Annotated in this window: 13 protein-coding genes; 7 read left to right on the forward strand and 6 right to left on the reverse strand. The window is 48.3% G+C overall.

Translation table 11 applies throughout. The features are described from left to right. The first annotated feature begins 72 nt into the window (after positions 1-72). Positions 73-972, forward strand: a complete 900-nt coding sequence (locus ACYVUU_RS06515; protein ID WP_439775489.1) for a YitT family protein — start codon at positions 73-75, stop codon at positions 970-972. A gap of 34 nt (positions 973-1,006) precedes the next feature. On the opposite strand, the gene ACYVUU_RS06520 is transcribed toward ACYVUU_RS06515, so the two are convergent. The 3 genes from ACYVUU_RS06520 to ACYVUU_RS06530 all read right to left on the reverse strand — a co-directional run bounded on the left by ACYVUU_RS06520 (position 1,007) and on the right by ACYVUU_RS06530 (position 8,838). Beyond that, the gene (locus tag ACYVUU_RS06520; RefSeq protein WP_484500385.1) at positions 1,007-5,077 is read right to left on the reverse strand and encodes an EAL domain-containing protein; all 4,071 of its coding nucleotides are present in this window, start codon (positions 5,075-5,077) and stop codon (positions 1,007-1,009) included. A 255-nt stretch (positions 5,078-5,332) separates the two neighbouring features. Continuing rightward, positions 5,333-7,102, reverse strand: a complete 1,770-nt coding sequence (locus ACYVUU_RS06525) for an ABC transporter ATP-binding protein (protein WP_484500386.1) — start codon at positions 7,100-7,102, stop codon at positions 5,333-5,335. Then, a complete protein-coding gene (locus ACYVUU_RS06530) occupies positions 7,099-8,838 on the reverse strand; it encodes an ABC transporter ATP-binding protein (protein ID WP_484500387.1) in 1,740 nt (579 codons plus the stop codon). Before ACYVUU_RS06530 ends, ACYVUU_RS06525 begins: the two co-directional genes overlap by 4 nt. 404 nt (positions 8,839-9,242) lie before the next feature. Between ACYVUU_RS06530 and ACYVUU_RS06535 the strand changes: the two genes are divergently transcribed. Next, entirely contained in the window at positions 9,243-10,145 is a 903-nt protein-coding gene (locus ACYVUU_RS06535; RefSeq protein ID WP_484500388.1) for a LysR family transcriptional regulator, read from the forward strand. A 70-nt stretch (positions 10,146-10,215) separates the two neighbouring features. Here ACYVUU_RS06535 and ACYVUU_RS06540 read toward each other — a convergent pair whose 3' ends face one another. Next, positions 10,216-11,040, reverse strand: coding sequence for a hypothetical protein (locus ACYVUU_RS06540; protein ID WP_484500389.1), 825 nt, complete (start codon positions 11,038-11,040; stop codon positions 10,216-10,218). Positions 11,041-11,287: 247 nt separating this feature from the next. Here ACYVUU_RS06540 and ACYVUU_RS06545 point away from each other — a divergent pair, with 247 nt between their 5' ends. Then, positions 11,288-11,875, forward strand: a complete 588-nt coding sequence (locus tag ACYVUU_RS06545) for a phosphatase PAP2 family protein (protein WP_439776301.1) — start codon at positions 11,288-11,290, stop codon at positions 11,873-11,875. Positions 11,876-11,971: 96 nt separating this feature from the next. Here ACYVUU_RS06545 and ACYVUU_RS06550 read toward each other — a convergent pair whose 3' ends face one another. Then, a complete protein-coding gene (locus ACYVUU_RS06550; protein ID WP_439776300.1) occupies positions 11,972-12,808 on the reverse strand; it encodes a DegV family protein in 837 nt (278 codons plus the stop codon). A 303-nt stretch (positions 12,809-13,111) separates the two neighbouring features. Between ACYVUU_RS06550 and eno the strand changes: the two genes are divergently transcribed. From eno to ACYVUU_RS06565, 3 genes are all read left to right on the forward strand, one after another. Beyond that, on the forward strand, positions 13,112-14,389 hold the full coding sequence (eno, locus tag ACYVUU_RS06555; protein ID WP_002879863.1) for a phosphopyruvate hydratase: 1,278 nt from the start codon (positions 13,112-13,114) through the stop codon (positions 14,387-14,389). Positions 14,390-14,550: 161 nt separating this feature from the next. Further along, positions 14,551-14,940, forward strand: a complete 390-nt coding sequence (locus tag ACYVUU_RS06560) for a DUF2752 domain-containing protein (RefSeq protein ID WP_484500390.1) — start codon at positions 14,551-14,553, stop codon at positions 14,938-14,940. A 34-nt stretch (positions 14,941-14,974) separates the two neighbouring features. After that, the gene (locus ACYVUU_RS06565; protein ID WP_484500391.1) at positions 14,975-16,465 is read left to right on the forward strand and encodes a DUF6693 family protein; all 1,491 of its coding nucleotides are present in this window, start codon (positions 14,975-14,977) and stop codon (positions 16,463-16,465) included. 84 nt (positions 16,466-16,549) lie between these two features. On the opposite strand, the gene ACYVUU_RS06570 is transcribed toward ACYVUU_RS06565, so the two are convergent. Next, positions 16,550-17,158: a DUF4230 domain-containing protein gene (locus ACYVUU_RS06570; protein ID WP_484500392.1), complete on the reverse strand. Its 609-nt coding sequence runs from the start codon at positions 17,156-17,158 to the stop codon at positions 16,550-16,552. Between the two features lie 517 nt (positions 17,159-17,675). On the opposite strand from ACYVUU_RS06570, the gene ACYVUU_RS06575 reads away from it, so the two are divergent. Next, positions 17,676-18,416, forward strand: coding sequence for an amino acid ABC transporter ATP-binding protein (locus tag ACYVUU_RS06575; protein ID WP_439776296.1), 741 nt, complete (start codon positions 17,676-17,678; stop codon positions 18,414-18,416). The last annotated feature ends 20 nt before the right edge of the window (positions 18,417-18,436 follow it).

Here is an 18,436-nt window from a genome sequence, read left to right on the forward strand (position 1 = left end):
TCTTCTCCACCTTGACTGTTTTTTGCTAAAATTGATTACGCATGGGGAATTATAAAAGAAAGGAGTATCGAAATGAACAAGCCAAAATTCAAATGGACCACTAGTGACACGATCGATATCCTGATGATTGCCCTGGGCTCAGCCATCTACGCCTTCAGCGTGGACATGGTGTCGATTCCCAACAAGCTGGCTGACGGGGGGCTATCGGGTTTCACCTTGATTATCCGCCACTTCTGGGGCATCAACCCTGGTATCAGCACCTTCATCATCAACATTCCCTTGATCTTTTTAGGCTTTAAGTATATGGGCAGGCGGGCCATGATTTATACCGTCTGGGGAACCCTCTGCCTGTCTTTCTTCTTGAGCGCGTGGACCCTGCAGTCTATTATAGACCAAGTTCCCCTCCATCACGACCCCTTCCTGGCCACGGTCACGGCCGGATGCTTGTCGGGACTGGGATTAGGCCTGGTCTTCCGCTTTAACGGCACGACTGGGGGCAGTGATATTATCGCCCGGGTTTTGCAGGAAAAATATGCTATCACCCCCAGCAAGGGCCTTCTGGCTTTGGACTTTTTAGCCCTGGCCTGCTCTTTGTCCTACCTGGACTTTTTCCACGTTGGCTACACAATGGTGTCTTGCTTTATTCTCTCCAAGGTCATGGCCTTGGTAACTGAAGGCGGGACCCGGGCCAAGGGGGTCTTCATCATTTCCCAAAACTACAAGAATATCGCCAAACTGATCGACTTGAAACTGGAACGCGGCTTTACCTACATCAATGCTGAAGGCGGATATTCAAGCGATCCCCGCCACATGATCTACCTGGTCCTGTCGCCAAGGGAAATCCCGGAATTAAAGAAAATCGTCAAGCAAGAAGACCCCAAAGCCTTCATCACTTTCTTTGACGTCAACGAAGCTCTGGGCGAAGGCTTCAGTTACAAGACCAAACAATCCAGCTTATTTATCAGAAAGTAAAAGGAGTCACGCATGTGACTCCTTTTTTCATACATTAATCGTCTTTTCCAATCCGCTCTGCTGCTGTCCGCAGCTTTTTGGCAAATACTGGAGCCAAATGCTTGAGCAAGCGAACCGGGTCGATCTGGCCCTTGACATAAGCATTGCTGAGCATCAAGTAAGCTATCGTTTTGCCAAGCTCATTCTTCACGGGCACAAGCAGCAGCTGGTCAATAGCGTACTTATCCAAAAATTCTTCCTGTTCACTGAAATCAGCCTGCTTCTGGGCAAATTCCTTGACATCAGGAATCAGCAGATAATCCTTCCTTTGCAGCAAGTCGCTGAAAGGCTTCAAGAAGCGGTTGCTGATGTTTTCGAGCCTGTCTTCAACCGGCTGGGCATAAGGAGCTGTCCATTCGTAGTTAATTGAGAAGCTGTCAGTTCCGATTTCCAAAAGCACCGCGTGCGAAGCCTGAGTCACGTCACCAATTTCCTGCAAGGCATTCTGGATTGCTCTGAAGTACTTGCGGTCATCCAGAAGCTGCTGGTTAGCTTCAAAGAACTCAGCATCAGTTGCCACGATCCGCTTGATTTCTGCACTGTCTCTATCATCCACAGCAAAGACTGTCACCACGCAGTTTGGCACGGTTGACGCCTTGCTGTAGTAGCTGACCCAGCTGCGCAGGGCCCGGCAATAGCACTGGCCGCTTACGGCATAGCCCTTTAAGGCCTTCAAGCTGCTTGTCATCCACTCTTCTTCACCGGAGACATAATCAAGATAACGTTCACCAAACAGCTGCCCCTTATTGACGCCAACTAGCTCACAATAGCGCTCATTGGTAAAGATGTTGATAGTATCAATTACTTTGTCGCCGTGGGCGCTAAGCAGTGGCTTGTTGACTACCATTGGCAAAGGAAGGTCCAAGTATTCGTCAAAGACCTGGAAATCGACTGGATTGACCGTCTGGCTTTGGCTGCGGCGGTTAGCCAGGTTGATTGCCTCCTGGCCATTAGCAACTTCACTGGCTTGGGCCAGGCCGGCAATTGGCTTCAACTTGCAATCAAAGCCACCGATATTCCAGACTCCTTTTAATTCTTTGAGCAGCTGATCGACTTCTGTCTGCATTTCTTCTTTGGCCAAGAAGTTGCTGATGATGATGAAAGACGCATCCTTAACCCGGGCCAAAATAGCACTCTTGCTTGCCTGCTGGCTGATCAGCTTGGCACACTTTTCAATCAAAAGCTGGCAAAAACGTTGACCATATTTCATCTGCAAGTTGCTATAATTGCTGATTTCCAACCAGCAGACGGTATAACTCTGCTTATCGTGCTTCCAAGCCGTATCAAACTGGGCTAGTTCTGGCACCAGGCTGGAGGCATCGAGGAAGTTGGCCAGGTAGTCAAAGCCCCTGCTCTCCAGTGGCTTGTGGCTTTCGGTCTTTTTCAAGTTGACGTCGTCAAAGTAGCCGACCAGACCGATCACCTTGCCGTCTTCAAAAACTGGAAACTTCGAAGCAACGATTTGATGAAGAGCACCTTTGACTATCGCCGTGGTTTTGACATTTACGGCAGGCTGGCCCGTCTGCAGGACCTCCAACTCATCGTCTCTGAAAGGCTTATTGTTGACGTGCCAGCCGATTTGATCATCCGTCTTGCCCAGCAGCTCACTTTGGCTCTTGAAGCCGTAGAAGTCCAAGAAAGCCTGGCTGACGCCAACAAAGCGTCTTTGCGCGTCCTTCCAGAAGATTTTCAGATTACTTTCTTTGATAATCGTCTTCCAGACCTGGTTTTCCACGTCGCCAAAAGCATTATCCAAGCTTTGGTGCTGATTTTTCATGATGTTTTTCAGCAAACCTTCACGTTGGCTTTCTTCAATTTGGGTGTCGATCTTGACCAAGAGGATGTATTGCTGGTTCTGGTAGCTGATCACCGTATAATCGGCCCAGGCATAGTCGCCGTTTTTAATTTGAGTACGCAAGCTGGTCGTGAACCATTTGTTGTCCAGATTGTCCAGCCGGTCCTGCAAACTTTGATAATCCAGCAGGTTGCGCCATTTGGCCAGGTCATCATGCATCACGCATCTTAAGCCATAATCATAGCGGAAGCTCTGAATGCCGTTGCGCTGGATCCCCGTCTTTTCCCCCGGCAAATCGCTGGCGATTACGTCCCAGCTGTCTTTGGCAAAATCAAGCAAGTAGATCCGGTTGTAAATTGGCAAAATGTTCTTTAAAGAAGAATTCAAGGCAAATTCCCGGTCGCCAACCTCGCCAATCGTCCCATCAATGCGCATTTCCATCAGACAGACATTGTGCCCTTCAACAACTGGCAAAAGAGATATCTGGGAATAGCGGTTGTCATAGATAAAGGTCTTGGCAACCTTCTGATGCTGGACGACTGCCATTTCTGCAATCTTCATCAACCAGTCTTGGTCAATCTTATTCTTGCCCAGGAGCTCCTTAAAAGCCTGATTTTCAAAAAAGATCCGGCACTCCTGGCCATCATAAGCGCAGAGCGTGATTGGCTGGGGTACCATCACGTCAATGAGGCCCAGCTTGCTGTACATCTTGGCTTCTTCTGGATTCTCAAAGGAAAGCTTCTTGAAGGCCAGACTGGCTTCCAGCTCCTTCATTGGTTGAGGTTTTCCGTAGTAAAAGCCTTGAATCCGCTCGCAGCCGATACTCTTTAAGAAAGCAACCTGCTCTTCAGTTTCCACCCCTTCCGTCAAAGTATGGATTTTCAAAGACTTGGCCATGGCCACGGCTTTAGAGACGATCTTTTTAGACCGGTCATTAAAATCGCGCATAAAGGCCATATCGATCTTAATTTCGTTAAAGTCAAAATCCTTTAAGGCATTCAAAGAGGAATAGCCACTGCCGAAATCGTCCATCCAGACTTCAAAATTCAGCTGGTGGAAGCGGTCAATCGCCTCAACAATGTCGTGCTGGCTTTGCATTACGGCAGTTTCAGTGATTTCGATGCAGAGCAGCTGATGATTGATCTGGTAATGATCTGCCACTTGGGAAATTTCTTGCACCGGATCAATCACAGTAAAGTCAGACCGGGAAATGTTAATCGAAACTGGAACCACATCCTGGCCATTTTGAAAACGGTCGGCCAGCATTTTAGCCACGTAGTTCAAGACAAACAAGTCCAGCTTGTAGGACAGGTTAGCCCCTTCCAAAACAGGTACGAAGACACCTGGAGAGATCATCCCATATTTAGGGTCAATCCACCGGCTCAAAGCCTCCAAATTGCAGACCTTGTCTGTCAAAGTCCGGATGACAGGCTGGAAGTAAACTTGAACCCAGCCTTTCTCCAGGGCCTCATCAATGTGGTTTAAGATGTATTCCTGCAGGCGGTGTCTTTGGTCCAGTTTTTCATCATAGTAGACGATTCCAGATTTATAAGGGTCTTCCAAAGATTCGCAAGCCACCCGGGCCTGGTTGCAGGCACTGTCAAAATCGCTCTTGGCCAGATCCAGGTTGGCCACTCCAACCCGGACTTCCCGCCGGCTTCTGATCCGGTCAACCAATTCCTTCAGCCTGTCTTCCAGGCCATATTCCTCGCAGTAGGCATAAAAGCGGTCTTCCCCCGACCGGGTGCAGGCCTGGTCGCCAAAACTCTCCTTGATGCAGTCAGCGACAAAACGAAGCAGGTCATCGCCTTGTTTAAAGCCATACTGGTTGTTGTAGTCCTTCATCCCCACCAAGTCAAAAGAGATAAGGGAAACGTGCTTGCCTTGCTTGATCATTTCTTTTGTCCGGGTCTGGCCAACTTCCTGGAAAGAGCGCAAATCCAGCAAGCCAGTCAAAAGGTCCCGGTTGATGTTGATCGGAGTGATGTAGCACAGACGCAGATCAAAACCAGCGGCTTCTGCCTTGCGGATTTCCAAATTAAGCAAATGCTCTTGACCCACGCGATCCTCAACGCTAAGGTGCTCTATCACCGCATTGTCACTGTCAAGCACAGCTCCCGCGTGATCCGGCTCTTGTTCTTTCAAAGGCGGCAGCAATTTTTCCTGGGCAAATATTGCAAATTGAGGCAAGTCTTCGCAGGCAAACAGGTCCAGCAGCTTTTTATTGGCATAGACAATTTCCATTTGTCTGTCTTTGACTTCCAAAACCATAAAGGGCTCTCGAATATAAGTAAAAGACTTTCGCAAGAAATTTGTCAGATTATCTTTCTCAATCATTTTACCAGCTTCTATCTAAGCAATTTACGTAATAAGATATGTTCACAAGCTAATTATACTAAATTCCTCAATACTTTTTGGGGAAATCATAATTGTTTAACAATTTTTTGTAAAACAAAAAACACGATAACACCTGTCTTAGCACAGAAAAAACCGCTCTCAATCCCGAGAGCGGTAATTTTTTCATTATTATGCCAATTTGGCAAACTGGCTGTAGTATAGTTGACTGTAAAAGCCGCCCTTGGCCAACAGGTCATCGTGTTTGCCTCGTTCAATAATCTGCCCGTCCTTCATGACTAAGATCAAGTCAGCATTAACGATCGTCGACAAGCGGTGGGCGACAATAAAGCTGGTCCGGCCCTGCATCAATTTATCAAAGGCTGCTTGAATCAGCATTTCAGTTCTAGTATCAATTGAACTGGTTGCTTCATCCAAAATCAGCATTGGCGGATCCAGCAGCATGACTCTGGTGATGCAGAGCAGCTGCTTTTGCCCGGCACTCAGGCTGTCAGCGGAAAGAGGCGTATCAAGCCCTTGCGGCAGGCGGCGGATAAAGCCCCAGCTGTGGGCTTCTTTAGCTGCCTCGATAATTTCCTCATCCGTGGCATCTTCCTTGCCGTAAGCCAGATTGTCCCGGACAGTCCCCTCTTCCAGCCAGGTATCCTGCAAGACCATGCCAAAATTGCGTCTTAAGGCATGGCGGGACATATCCTTGATGTTGGTATCGCCTAAATAGATTCCGCCAGAATCAACATCATAAAAACGCATGAGGAGGTTAATAGTGGTCGTCTTCCCGCAGCCAGTCGGCCCAACCAGGGCAACCCGCATCCCCGGCTTGGCAGTCAAGTTGAAGTCGCGGATCAAAGGCTTGTCTTTTTGGTAGGAGAAGTTCACGTGATCAAAGACAACTGAAGCCGTTTTGACCTCACCCAGATTTTCATCGGATTTATTTAAGTCAACCGGGTCAACTTCCGCCTCTTCATTGATCAGTTCAAAGACCCGACCGGCACAGGCTGCAGCATTTTGCAGCTCTGTAATGACTGAGCTGATGTCGTTAAAAGGCTTCATATACTGGTTGGAGTAGTTAAGCAAAACGCTAAGGCCCCCAACGGTCAAGCGCCCGCCCATGATGGCAAAAGCGCCCACCAAGGCAACCAGGGCATAGATCAGGGAATTGATGAAGCGGGTTGCCGGGTTGGTCAAACTGGAATAAAAGGTCGCCTGCTGGCTGTATTCTTGCAGGCGGTGGTTGATTTCAGCGAAGCGGCTTGAGGCAGTTTTTTCATAGCCAAAAGCCTTGACCACCTTAACCCCATTGACCATTTCCTCAATCAAGCTGGTCTGCTCGCCTCTGGTCTGGCTCTGCTTTCTGAACATTTGGTAAGACCGGCTGGCAATAAAGCGGGCCACGATGAAGCTCAAAGGAGTTAGGACTAAAACCAGGAGGGTAATTTCCACCGACTGGCTGAACATGAAGACCAAGGTGGCCACAATGGTGATCAACCCGGTAAAAAGCTGGGAAAAGCCCAAGAGAAGACCATCAGAGAGCTGGTCAGTGTCCGCGATGATTCTGGAGACGATGTCCCCACTTGGGTGCTGGTCTAAATATGACAGAGGCAAAAGCTGCAGTTGCCGAATGGCCTTTTCCCGGATGTCCTGGACAGTCCGGTAAGTCAGTTTATTGTTGATAAGGCCCATCAGCCAGGTAGCAGCTGCTGAGACCAGAACCAAAAGCAAGATCTGGACCAAATCCTGGCCAATAGCCGGAAAGTCAACTCTGCCCTGGCCAACGATTTGGTCAATGGCCCGGCCAAAAATGATCGGCACATAAAGCTGGAGGATAACGGAAACTGCCGCTAATATGATGCTGATGACCAAGAGGAGCCGGTAGCGGCCGATGATTGGCAGCAGCTGCTTCATTGCCTGCCAGCTGTCCATTTTTTTGTCTTGCTTCTTCACAGCGTTTCCTCCTTGTTTTGATTATTCTTCTCCTCAGGGAACTGGGAGTAGTAGATTTCCTGGTAGACCTGGCAATTGGCCAGAAGCTCTTCGTGCTTGCCGCTGGCCACCAGGTTGCCATCATCCAAGACCAGAATCTGGTCAGCCTGCATGATGCTGGAAGCCCGCTGGGAAACCAGGATTTTGGTCACGTCCTTTAAGCTGGCCAGAGCCTGCCGCAGGCGCGCTCCCGTCGCCAGGTCCAGGGCGCTGTCGCTGTCATCCAGGATCAATAAGGGAGCCTGCTTGACCAGGGCCCGGGCGATCGTTAAGCGCTGTTTTTGCCCGCCGGACAGGTTGCGTCCTTCCTGCTCCAGTTTAAAGTCCAGCTGGCCGGGCTTAGCCAAGACGACCTCCTTAGCCTGGGCTAATTCCAAAGCCTGCCACAGATCATCGTCACTGGCTTTAGGATTGCCCATGAGCAAGTTGTCCCGGATGCTGCCGGCAAAAAGCTGGGCCTTTTGCGGCACAAGCGCGTACTGGTTCAGCAGTTCCTCTTTGGTCAAATCTTTTAAAGAAGTACCGCCCAGCTTAATTTCCCCTTCCCCGCAGTCATAAAAACGGGTGAGCAGCTGCAAGAGGGTGCTCTTCCCGCTGCCCGTACCTCCGATAATGCCGACGGTTGAAGCTGGCTTAATTGTAAAAGTCAAGCCGGCGACGGCTGGCGCGGCAGCTTCCGGGTATGTGAAGGATACGTTCTTAAAGTCGACCTGACTGTTTTTGACCTTAGGCCCTTCTTCTGGATAGGTCAAGCCATTTTCCGTGGCCAGGACCTGGCCAACCCGGTCCCCGCAGGCCCAGGCCCGGTTGATAGTGATAATCAGGCTGGCCAGCTTGATCAGTTCCACGATCATCTGGGCCAGATAGTTGTAAAGAGCCACTACTTGCCCCTGCGCCATGGAGCCGGTATTTACCTGAACAGCGCCAACTTGAATCAAGACGATAGCCGCGATGTTGATCATGACATAGGTTACCGGGTTCATGGCGGCTGACAGACGGCCGACAAACTCGTTCAGCTTGGTCATGGCTGAGACCTTTTCATCAAATTTGGCCACGGCTGATCTTTCTTTTCTAAAGGCCCGGATAACCCGGACCCCGGCCAGGTTTTCATTGCTTAGGCGGGTAATTTCATCCAGCCGCTTTTGTACCTTCCGGTAAAGGGGGATGCTGATCAGCATAATGCCAAAAACGACCAGGGCCAAAAGCGGAATCGCCACGGCAAAGATCAAAGCTGCTTTAAAGTTGACCGTAAAAGCCGCGATCATTGAGCCGAAAACGATAAAGGGACTTCGCAATAAGAGCCGCAGGGCCATGTTAAAGCCGGTCTGCACCTGGTTGATATCGCTAGTTAAGCGGGTGATCAAGGTGCTGGGCGGCAGCTGGTCCAGGTTGGCAAAACTGAAGTTTTCGACCTTGTCAAAAGTCACCTGCCGCAGTTGGCTGGCAATGCCGACACTGGCCTTTGCCGCGAACCACTGGGCCGTAATGCTGGCGCTGATGCCCAAAATTGCCAATATTACCAAAAGACCGGTCTGCTGGAAAACATAAGCCCGGTTTCCTTCTTTAATCCCATAGTCGATAATTCTGGCCACAACCAGGGGAACGAACAGGTCAAAAAGAGCTTCCAGCAGCTTGAACAGCGGAGCCAGAATACTCTCTTTTTTAAAGTCTTTGAGATAGCTAAAGACGTATTTCATATGCCACTTCCTTAAATTCTTTGATACTTCAAGATTCTATCATACTTTATTCTTATTAAAATTGACAATGGGATTTTTCTAAAATTATTTCTAAGTCTATCATTTTTCCAGCTTTCCCACTTGATTTTTTCTTTGATTAGCAATAAAGTTTAGTCATAATATCAAGCAAAATCACTTTTTAATAGCAAATATCTCTATTTCTATTTTCTGGCAGCGCTTTTTAGCCGCAAAAATTAGAAATTGTTAGAGAAAAATTGCTTTTTTTAAAAGTTTCGATTTTTTTAATAACAAGTGTTTTTATTTCTTGTGGAATTGATATATTATTATATCAGAACTGTTTGATACGCGTAGCATATATCTATCTGACATTTCAATCTTTTTATTATGAGGAGCTTAGTAAACCCGTGAGAATTGAACACCTAGAGATCTTTGTAAACGCCGCGCAGACGCAGAGCTTTACCAAGACTGCACAAAACATGAACATGTCCCAGCCAGCGGTTTCCCTGGCTATATCCTCAATCGAGAAGCAACTGGGCTACCAGCTGTTCAGCCGCTCCCGCCGCAAGATGCTGCTGACCCCGGCCGGCCGGTCTTTATACAACAGCATCAAGAGCGAGCTTAACGACTACCGGACCGCTGTTTCCAAGGCTAAGCGGATCGCCATGTCAGAAGGGCAAATCACTTTGAAGGTCGGCTTGATTGGGATTTTGGCCGAGCAGCAGATCCTTCCTGGCCTCATCCGCCAGTTCCGCAGAAGCCGGGATACCGTCAACATTGAGTTCTTCGTTGAAAGCAGCCCGGTTTTGTTTGAAAAGCTGGCCTCCCATGAACTGGACCTGGTTTTGTCTACCCCGGAAGCCATGCCAAAATACCCGGACTTCACCTCCTACACGATCGGCAAATTAAAGTGGTGCACCCTGGTGCCAAGCGACAACCCACTGGCTGAAAAGGACCTGCTCTCAGAAAAGGACCTAGATGGCAAGGACCTGGTCTTCCTGGACCTTTCATGTTCTTCACCGCTGATTACCTTGATGCAGGACCGGATCGAAAAGAACTGCAAGCAAAGCCGGATCTTCTTCGCCAACAACGTCGTGGCCCAAACCATGATGGTCTACACCCAGCAAGGCCTGGCCATCCAGCCATACGCTGGCCCGCTTGACGATGACAATTGCGAAACTAACGGCCTAAAGCGGGTTCCGCTTGACGTCAAGGTCAGCTCAGACTTGACCCTCTTTACTTGCAAGGATGTCCTCAACGAACACGTTTTGGACTTGATGAACTGGCTCAAGGCACAAAACCTGGGCTAAAATTATAATCATATGCAAAAAATGCTCATCGTTTGATGAGCATTTTTCATTACCACTTTTCTGCCTTATCCTATTTGATTTCGTTAAAGGACTTATTGCAGTAGTTGATCAATTGCCGCATGTCCTGCTTGCCCCAGTTCCAGGCCCGGAATTCCTTCAAAAATTCTTCAGAGCAGTAGTTCAAGTAGTGGTCCTCTGCTTCTTCCAGGATCTGCCGGGGGTCCATGGCCTTGATTTCTGCCAGCCGGCTTTCTCTGATATAAGCATGGTCATTCAAAAGAGACTTGCGGGTAACAGGCTTTAACTGGCATCCCCAGCTGGCTGCCCGGGCAGCTGCCACGTGCAAAAAGGCGGCATTGTGGGTGATGCAGTCCTGCAGGATCTGCTGGCCCCGGCCTGACTGTCTGGGCATGTCCAGCTTGAAGCAGTATTGCCGGTCTAAAGTTAAAAACAGGCCGCAATTGTCCAGGCATTCAAACCGCTTCATTTGGTGCAGGCCCACCAAGTCAAGCGGCTTGTGGCGCATGATGAAGAAAGAAAAATAAGCATGCGAGCCAAAGGACTGCACGTACTGGTCGGACATCCCAAGCTGCCGGCAGAGCTGCTTTTTGATGGTCAGTTCATGAGCAGGTTCCTTCTTTCTCAGTTCATGAACCAGGCGCCGGCAAGTTTTCTTTTTCAGCAAGACCCAGCCGGCTTCAGCATCATAAACGATTGTCTTATACTTGCCTAAGAGCTGGTCCATCTGGAAGTCATAGGCCGCGGCCGTATTTTGGTTTATCTGGTAGTCTTCTTCCGCCCGGGCCGCGATTTTCCCTTCCGCCAGCAAGACCGGCAGATTCTGCCGGTCAATCATCGCCACATTCATGTCACATATTCTCTTTTTAGTTCTCATTTTTCCCTAAATGTGCTCCTAACACTGTTTATCACTTATAAACTGTTATTTTCTCCTGGTCTAATTTAACAAAAAGGCTCTTGTGAAGCAAGCGGTTTCATTAAACTTGGTCAACTTTTATCAGCTTTGTATGCGCTTCCCTTTGATGGTTGATTTTCCAGCCGCTGACGTGTAGAATATTTTCCGTAAAAGTCCAGTTGTATTTTTAACTGGACAAGTCAAATTTTGTTAGAAAGAAAATGAAAATTTGCGAATCGACCTTATTTCACTGACAATCTCAGGGCTGGTCCTGCTGGTCTTGATTCTCAACATTCTCTACTCTCCGGCCTTCAACCGCCTGGACAAGAAGCTGCACAAGAAACTGGTGCGGACACAGAAGAATATTTTTTGGAAGATCATTGCCTTTATCAACGAGCCAAAACTGGTCATTGTCTGGGATGTCTTGATCGCCGGCCTCCTCTTAAATGAAGGCAACTACCGCCTGGGCCTTTGGGTCCTGGCCACCCTGGGGGTGACCGACGCGGCGGGTGTGATCATCAAGCATTTGGTCAAGCGCAGCCGCCCTCATGCCCACCTGTCAGAAGAAGAGGGCTACAGCTTCCCCAGCGGCCACGTCTTAGGGGCGACAACCATGTGCCTCATTCTCTACGCTCTTTTGCGCCGGCTGTTTGACCAGTATTTCGCCGTATTTCTCATCATCTACTGGCTCTTTGTCGTCATTTCCCGCCTCAATCTCCGGGCTCATTACCCTTCTGACGTGATCGGGGCGGTTGCTCTGTCAGTCTTCTGTTTTACAGTCGTGCAAACAATCTACGCCGCCCTCTTTTTGAAGTAAAAATAATAGTACCGATAACAATAGACGATAAGAATAATAGAGACAAAAAGTCCAGAGTTCTAATTTAACAGAACTCTGGACTTTTTATTCTTGCTTTTAATTGTGAAAGCCGACCATGAGCCCCCCTCTTTCCGCGTAGAAAGAGCACAGGCCCCGCATCGGCCGGATGGAAATCTCAGCATCGGGGAATTCAGCCAAAAGCATTTCCTTCAGCTTTTCAGCATCGGCCTTATTTTCGCAGTGGTCAATCACTACCCGGCCGCCCTGGTACTTCTCTTCTTTCATCTGCTTGACCAGTTCCCGCAAGGCCTTCTTCATCCCTCTAGCCTTGGTTACAGGCTGCAGGTCACCGTCAACGCTGGCCGTCCCGATCAAATTGATCTTCAGCATTCCCGCGATTTTGGCTACAGCTGGGGAAACCCGGCCATTTAAAGACAGATTTCTCAGCGACTGGAGGACGAAAACCAGGTGGGTCTGGGTCCGGTAGTCGGCAATTCTTGCTTCCAAGTCAGCAAAACGCAGCTTGTCATCTTTAAGAATTTCTTCGATTCCTTCCAGAATTACTTCCAATTCAGGCCCCGCTGACCGGGAGTCAACCACGACGATCTGGGCATGCGGGTGGGTTTCTAAATAGATGTCTCTGGCCTGCAAGGCTGAAGAGTACGTCCCCGACAAACCGCTGGTGATCGTCACAATCACTGCCTTCTCGCAGCCTTCCAGACTGTCTAGCCAGCGCTGGATGCTTGGAGCGGCAGTCTTGCCTGCTTCCTGGCTGGCTTCCATCTTGCCTAAAAAAGCAGCCATGTTCAGCTGCTCGTCATCGAGCCAATTTTCCTGGCCGATGGTCAAAGTCAATGGCACGACCTCAAGGCCGCGGCTTGGATCGCTCAAAGTATTGGCGCTTGAATCAACTATCAGTCTCACGTTTTCCATAATATTATCCCGATTCTACTTTTTCCGGCAGCTTCTTCTGCCTTACCTGTTTCTAAATCTATTTTAACAGTTTTTGCCGTACTGGGGGATTTTTTCACTAACCGCTTTCAAGATAAAAAAGCTGGCAAAATTCTTGGCAAAAAGTAAAATTTGTAAAAAGTTGGTTATTGTATCCGTTTTCAACAAATCAGCTGTTTACGGATTCACAAGCTTATACTATAATGAACTTGTAAATAATTACAGAGCGAATGCTCTTGCTGTCGAAGGATTCCTTCAACAGCGTATTTTAAGGAGGATTTTTTAATGACCAAGGTTGTTATTGAAAACGTTCATGCTAGAGAAATCTTTGACTCACGTGGTAACCCAACTGTTGAAGTTGAAGTTACTCTGTCAAACGGCGTAGTTGGCCGCGCTGAAGTTCCATCTGGTGCTTCAACTGGTGAAAACGAAGCTGTTGAATTGCGTGACGGTGGCTCACGTTTGGGCGGCAAGGGTGTTATGAAGGCTGTTAACAACGTTAACACTGCCATCAACAACGAACTGCAAGGTGCAGACCCATTCAACCAACCAGCTATCGACAAGGCTATGATCGAACTTGACGGTACTCCAAACAAGGGTAAGTTGGGCGCCAACGCTATCTTGGGTACTTCAATGGCTACTGCTGTAGCAGCTGCTAAGGCTACCCACCAACCTCTTTACCGTTACCTTGGTGGTACTGACTTGTCAATGCCTCAAACTTTCCACAACGTTATCAACGGTGGTGAACACGCTGACAACGGCATCGACATCCAAGAATTCATGATCACTCCAGTTAAGAAGACCTCATTCCGTGACGGCTTCGAAAAGATCGTTAACACTTACCACACCTTGAAGAAGGTTTTGGAAGAAAAGGGTTACGAAACTGGCTTGGGTGACGAAGGTGGTTTCGCTCCTAACATGAAGGACTCAGAAGAAGCTTTGAAGGCTTTGCACGAAGCTATCGAACGTGCTGGTTACGTTCCTGGCGAAGACATTGCCATCGCTTGTGACTGTGCTGCTTCATACTACTACAACAAGGAAGACGGCAAGTACCACCTGGAAGGCAAGGTTCTTGACGGTGACCAATTGGCAGAATACTACGACAAGCTGCTCGCAGAATTCCCAGAATTGATCTCAATGGAAGACCCATACGACGAAAACGACACTGAAGGCATGGTTAAGTTCACTCAAAGCCACAAGGACCGTCTGCAAATCGTTCTTGACGACTTTATCTGCACTAACCCACGCTTGCTGGAAAAGGCCATCAAGGAAGGCGCAGGTAACGCTTCATTGATCAAGCTGAACCAAATCGGTACTGTAACTGAAACTTTGGAAACCATCCGGATTTCACGTAAGCACGGCTACAACACCATGATTTCTCACCGTTCAGGTGAAACTGGTGACACCTTCATCGCTGACTTCGCTGTTGCTACTAACGGCGGCCAACTGAAGACTGGTGCCCCAGCTCGTTCAGAACGTGTTGAAAAGTACAACCAATTGTTGAGAATCGAAGAACAACTCGGTGACGGCGAACGTCTCGACTTCTTCCCAGCTCAAGACTAATCATTAAAAGATTAGCTCAAGAAAGATCCGCTTATGCGGATCTTTTTTTGTGCCCAAATTCCGCCAGTTGAATTGACAGTTAATCCCCTGCTCTTTATACTAGTAATGATAATTTGTAATTTTGTATAAAGATAAGAATGCCTAAGAAAAGTATTAATCAGATGAGTATAGAAAACGGCAGTGTTAAACAGCGAGCTAAAGAAGTCATCGGCAATGGGAGTATCATAATTGCCGCGGCTTCGGCCCTGCTGGCCAGCTACCACTTGACTGGCCACGGTCTGCCCTGTCTTTTTCGGGCAATGACGGGCTATTTATGCCCCGGCTGCGGGATGACCCGGGCGGCTCTTGCTATTTTGGAGGGAAATTTTGCCAAGGCTTGGCAGTATAATCCCCTTTCCTTGACCCTGCTGCCGATTTTTGCCATCTACCTGCTCTATAAGGCAGGCCGTTACGTTCTCAAGGGAGAAGAAGATTTCAAGCTGGGGGAAACTCTCTTTCTGCTTATCCTTCTCCTTATCGCGGTCTCCTTTGGTGTGGGCAGAAATCTGTAAATTTTTTAGCTTTTTATCTATTTTAGGAGGAATAATGTATTGCATACACTGCGGGACTAAATTGCCCGAGGGTGCCAACTTTTGCATAAAGTGCGGGGCACCAGTTGAGAAAGTTGAGTCAGATGCTAAGGCAGAAGTTGCAAAGGCTCCAGCCAAAGATACAGCACCAAAAGATCAATCAGTGATAAGCCAGGTTGACAACAGCATTGACCAGATGGGCGAGCAAATAGGCCAGGGCATTGATGATGCCGCCAAAGACATCACTTCCGGTTTAAAGACGACTGGCGAAAAGACAGGAGATTTCTGGGAAAACTGGCGGGACTACTTGACGCCTGACAATTTGGAGAAATTTGCCAGCGTTGCCCTCCTCTTCCCTCTTTTCATGACGGTGGCTTTGTGGCTGCTGAACCGCCTGTCTGGCTGGATCTATGGCCAGTACCTGCTGCCTTTAAATGATATCTTTTACGCAGTTTTCATGGTTGCTACTTTTTTGGTCAGAGCCATCTTCCTGGTCGGGTCGGCCTTGGGCGTTGGAGCAGTTGGCCATGTTTTGTATAAAGACGAGAGCAAGCGGACGGTCTGGGGCTGGATTACCGGCGCGGCTTCAGTTTTATCCTTCCTGGGCTGTCTGGGGATCAACCAGTCATATTCATATAATTATTACAATCCCGGCTTGACGCAGACCTTCAAGATCTTAGGCTGGGTGGCCGTTGTCTGGGGAATCGATACCTGCTCCCGTGTCCTGCTGCAAAACTTAGGCATTGCCGTTGAACCGATCATCAGCCGGGACCTGGCCGCCTACCAGGACTTTTACCAGACCTACCGGGCCAAGCATGAAGCTGAAGAAAAAGCTGAAAAGGAAGAAATTGAGAAAGCCAAGAATGGTCAAGCAGGCCCTGTCTCCTACTTTGACGGGACTGGAGCTGCCTTGTTTGGCACTTATCTGCTCTATATCCTTTTAACCATCATTACCTGCGGCTTCGCCGCGCCTTGGCTCAACTGCGCTATTCAGCGCTGGAGAACCAAGCACATGGTGGTTGACGGCAAGCGGGTAACTTTTAATGGGACTGGTGCTTCTCTTTTGGGCCACTGGATTCTGTGGGAATTCCTAACAATTATTACTTGCGGGCTTTTTGCCTTCTTCATCCCTGTTGGCCTGCAAAAATGGAACATGAACCACACCTACTATGAAGGTGAAAAAGGCGCAGAAGATTCCCGCTTTGACGGTAACACCTTCCAGTACATTGGCTACAACATCGTCCAATTCCTGTTCTTAGTAGTGACTTTTGGCCTGGCCTACCCATGGACTCACAATATGATTCTTCGCTGGCAGACCAAGCACCAGATCATTAACAATGACCGCTTGATTTATGACGGGACTGCCTTAGGCATATTATGGCGGGGACTTGTCTTCGTGATTGTATTGGCAATTCCCTTTGGCTTCCTGGCATCCCCTTGGCTATATTGCTGGCTGTGGCGTTACCAATACTCCCACACCCATGTTGACCACAGTCCTGCAGAATAACAGTTGACAAAAAATAATACGCTCAGATCAGTCTGATTTGAGCGTATTTTTATGCCGTATTTTATTTATTTTTTACTTTTTTCTTTATTCAGCCGTCTTGATGACCAATTTCCTTCCGTCCAGGGTCCCCTGGAGCAGCTGCTTGATCAGTTTCTTGGCATTCTTTTGCGACCGGGACAAGAGGCCAGACTTTTTGGCTGCGCCTGTTGCCTTCTTTAAAGCCGCCTGCTCAGCCTTAATAATGTCTTCTTTTTGGTTCCAGTTAAAAAGGGCATAGCTTTGGTCATAGAACTTGATTGAAGACGGGTCAATCTTCTTGTCCAGCAGCTGGCTCTGTGGCAGAGTCACGGTTACCTGCTCTTTATTAACTTGCACCTTGATGTCCTTGACCTTGACTCCGGCCTTGAAATTCGCCGTATAGACCATGGTAAATCCCTTCTTGGTGATAAAAGGGATCTGCCCGTTAGACAGTTTGTAAATGCCGGTATAGGTGTACTGCTCAGTCGCCAGTTCCCCGATGGCCTTTAACTTGGCGGAAACCGTGGCTACCGTTACCTGGTCCCGGCTTTTCCTGGGCAAGTGCTGGCCGATTATGATCCCGCCGGCCAAAAATACCACAGCAATCAAGATACCGATTATTTTTTGGAGAAATCCTGTCCTTCTGCCGGACCCTTTATCTGTTCTTTTTTGCAAAAAAGTCCCTCCTTACGTGCCCCCTATCATAGCAAGGCAGCTTGAAAAAAACAATCAGAAAGGCCGTCATTTCTAAATATCTTAGTAATTTGCCGGGAAAAAGCTGCTTTTCCTAGCTGTATACGGATATCTGCTTGTTTTACTTATTTTTACAACATTTTTCATGAAAGTTGTCATTTGCTCTTGCATCTGCCTTCTGTTTGCGCTAAAATTAAAAATCAATAAGAGATTTAATTACAAGTTTATCTTTACTTTACTTTTTATTTTTTCAAAAAGGAGCAAATCAAAATGAGGACGAGGACTTACCACCACCGAACATAGCACCATCCATGATGGTGACTGAAGCTGTTTCATTGCAAGGCAAGGACTGGCAATGAAAAGCTGTCACAGTCATAAGTCGCTCATTGGCTCCAGTATTTCATTACTGTCAACTTGAACATTTTTAAGTACTCTTGCCCAGAACTTTGCCGCTTGTCAGCTCTTCATTGCTTGTGTCCTTTTAGACGAAGGATTAAACATGAACAAGATCATCGAAGTTAAGCATCTGAAGAAGAATTACGGCGACAAGGAAGTTCTCAAGGACATCAATGCCGTCATCGAAAAAGGAAAAGTCATCACGGTTATTGGCCCATCTGGTTCAGGCAAGAGTACTTTTTTGCGTTGCCTTAACCTCTTGGAAAAGCCGACCAGCGGCCAGGTAATTTTTGAAGGCACCGAACTGACCGACCTTAAAGAAGAAGAGCTGGACCAATTGCGGCAGAAGATGGGCATGGTCTTCCAAAGCTTCAACCTCTTTCCCAACATGTCCGTCATTGAAAATGTCAAGCTGGCCCCGATGAAGGTTAAGGGAATGAGCGACCAGGAAGCTGATAAATTAGCCCATGAGCTCCTGACAAAAGTTGGCCTGGATGACTTTGCCGACCACTCCCCGGCCAGCCTGTCCGGTGGCCAGCAGCAGCGTGTCGCCATTGCCCGGGCTTTAGCCATGCAGCCGGACATGATGCTTTTTGACGAACCAACCAGTGCCTTAGACCCGGAAATGGTCGGGGAAGTCTTAAAGACCATGCAGGATTTGGCCCAAACCGGGATGACCATGGTCGTCGTCACCCACGAAATGGGCTTTGCAAGAAAAGTCGCTGATGAAGTCTGGTTCATGGCCGACGGCTACCTCTTGGAAAAGGGCAGTCCCGATCAGGTCTTCGACCACCCGCAAAGTGACCGGGCCAAGGACTTTTTGGCAAAGATTTTGGAAGCGTAGCTAGCAAAGGATGAGAAGCA

The organism is Lactobacillus sp. WILCCON 0058 (assembly GCF_057198005.1).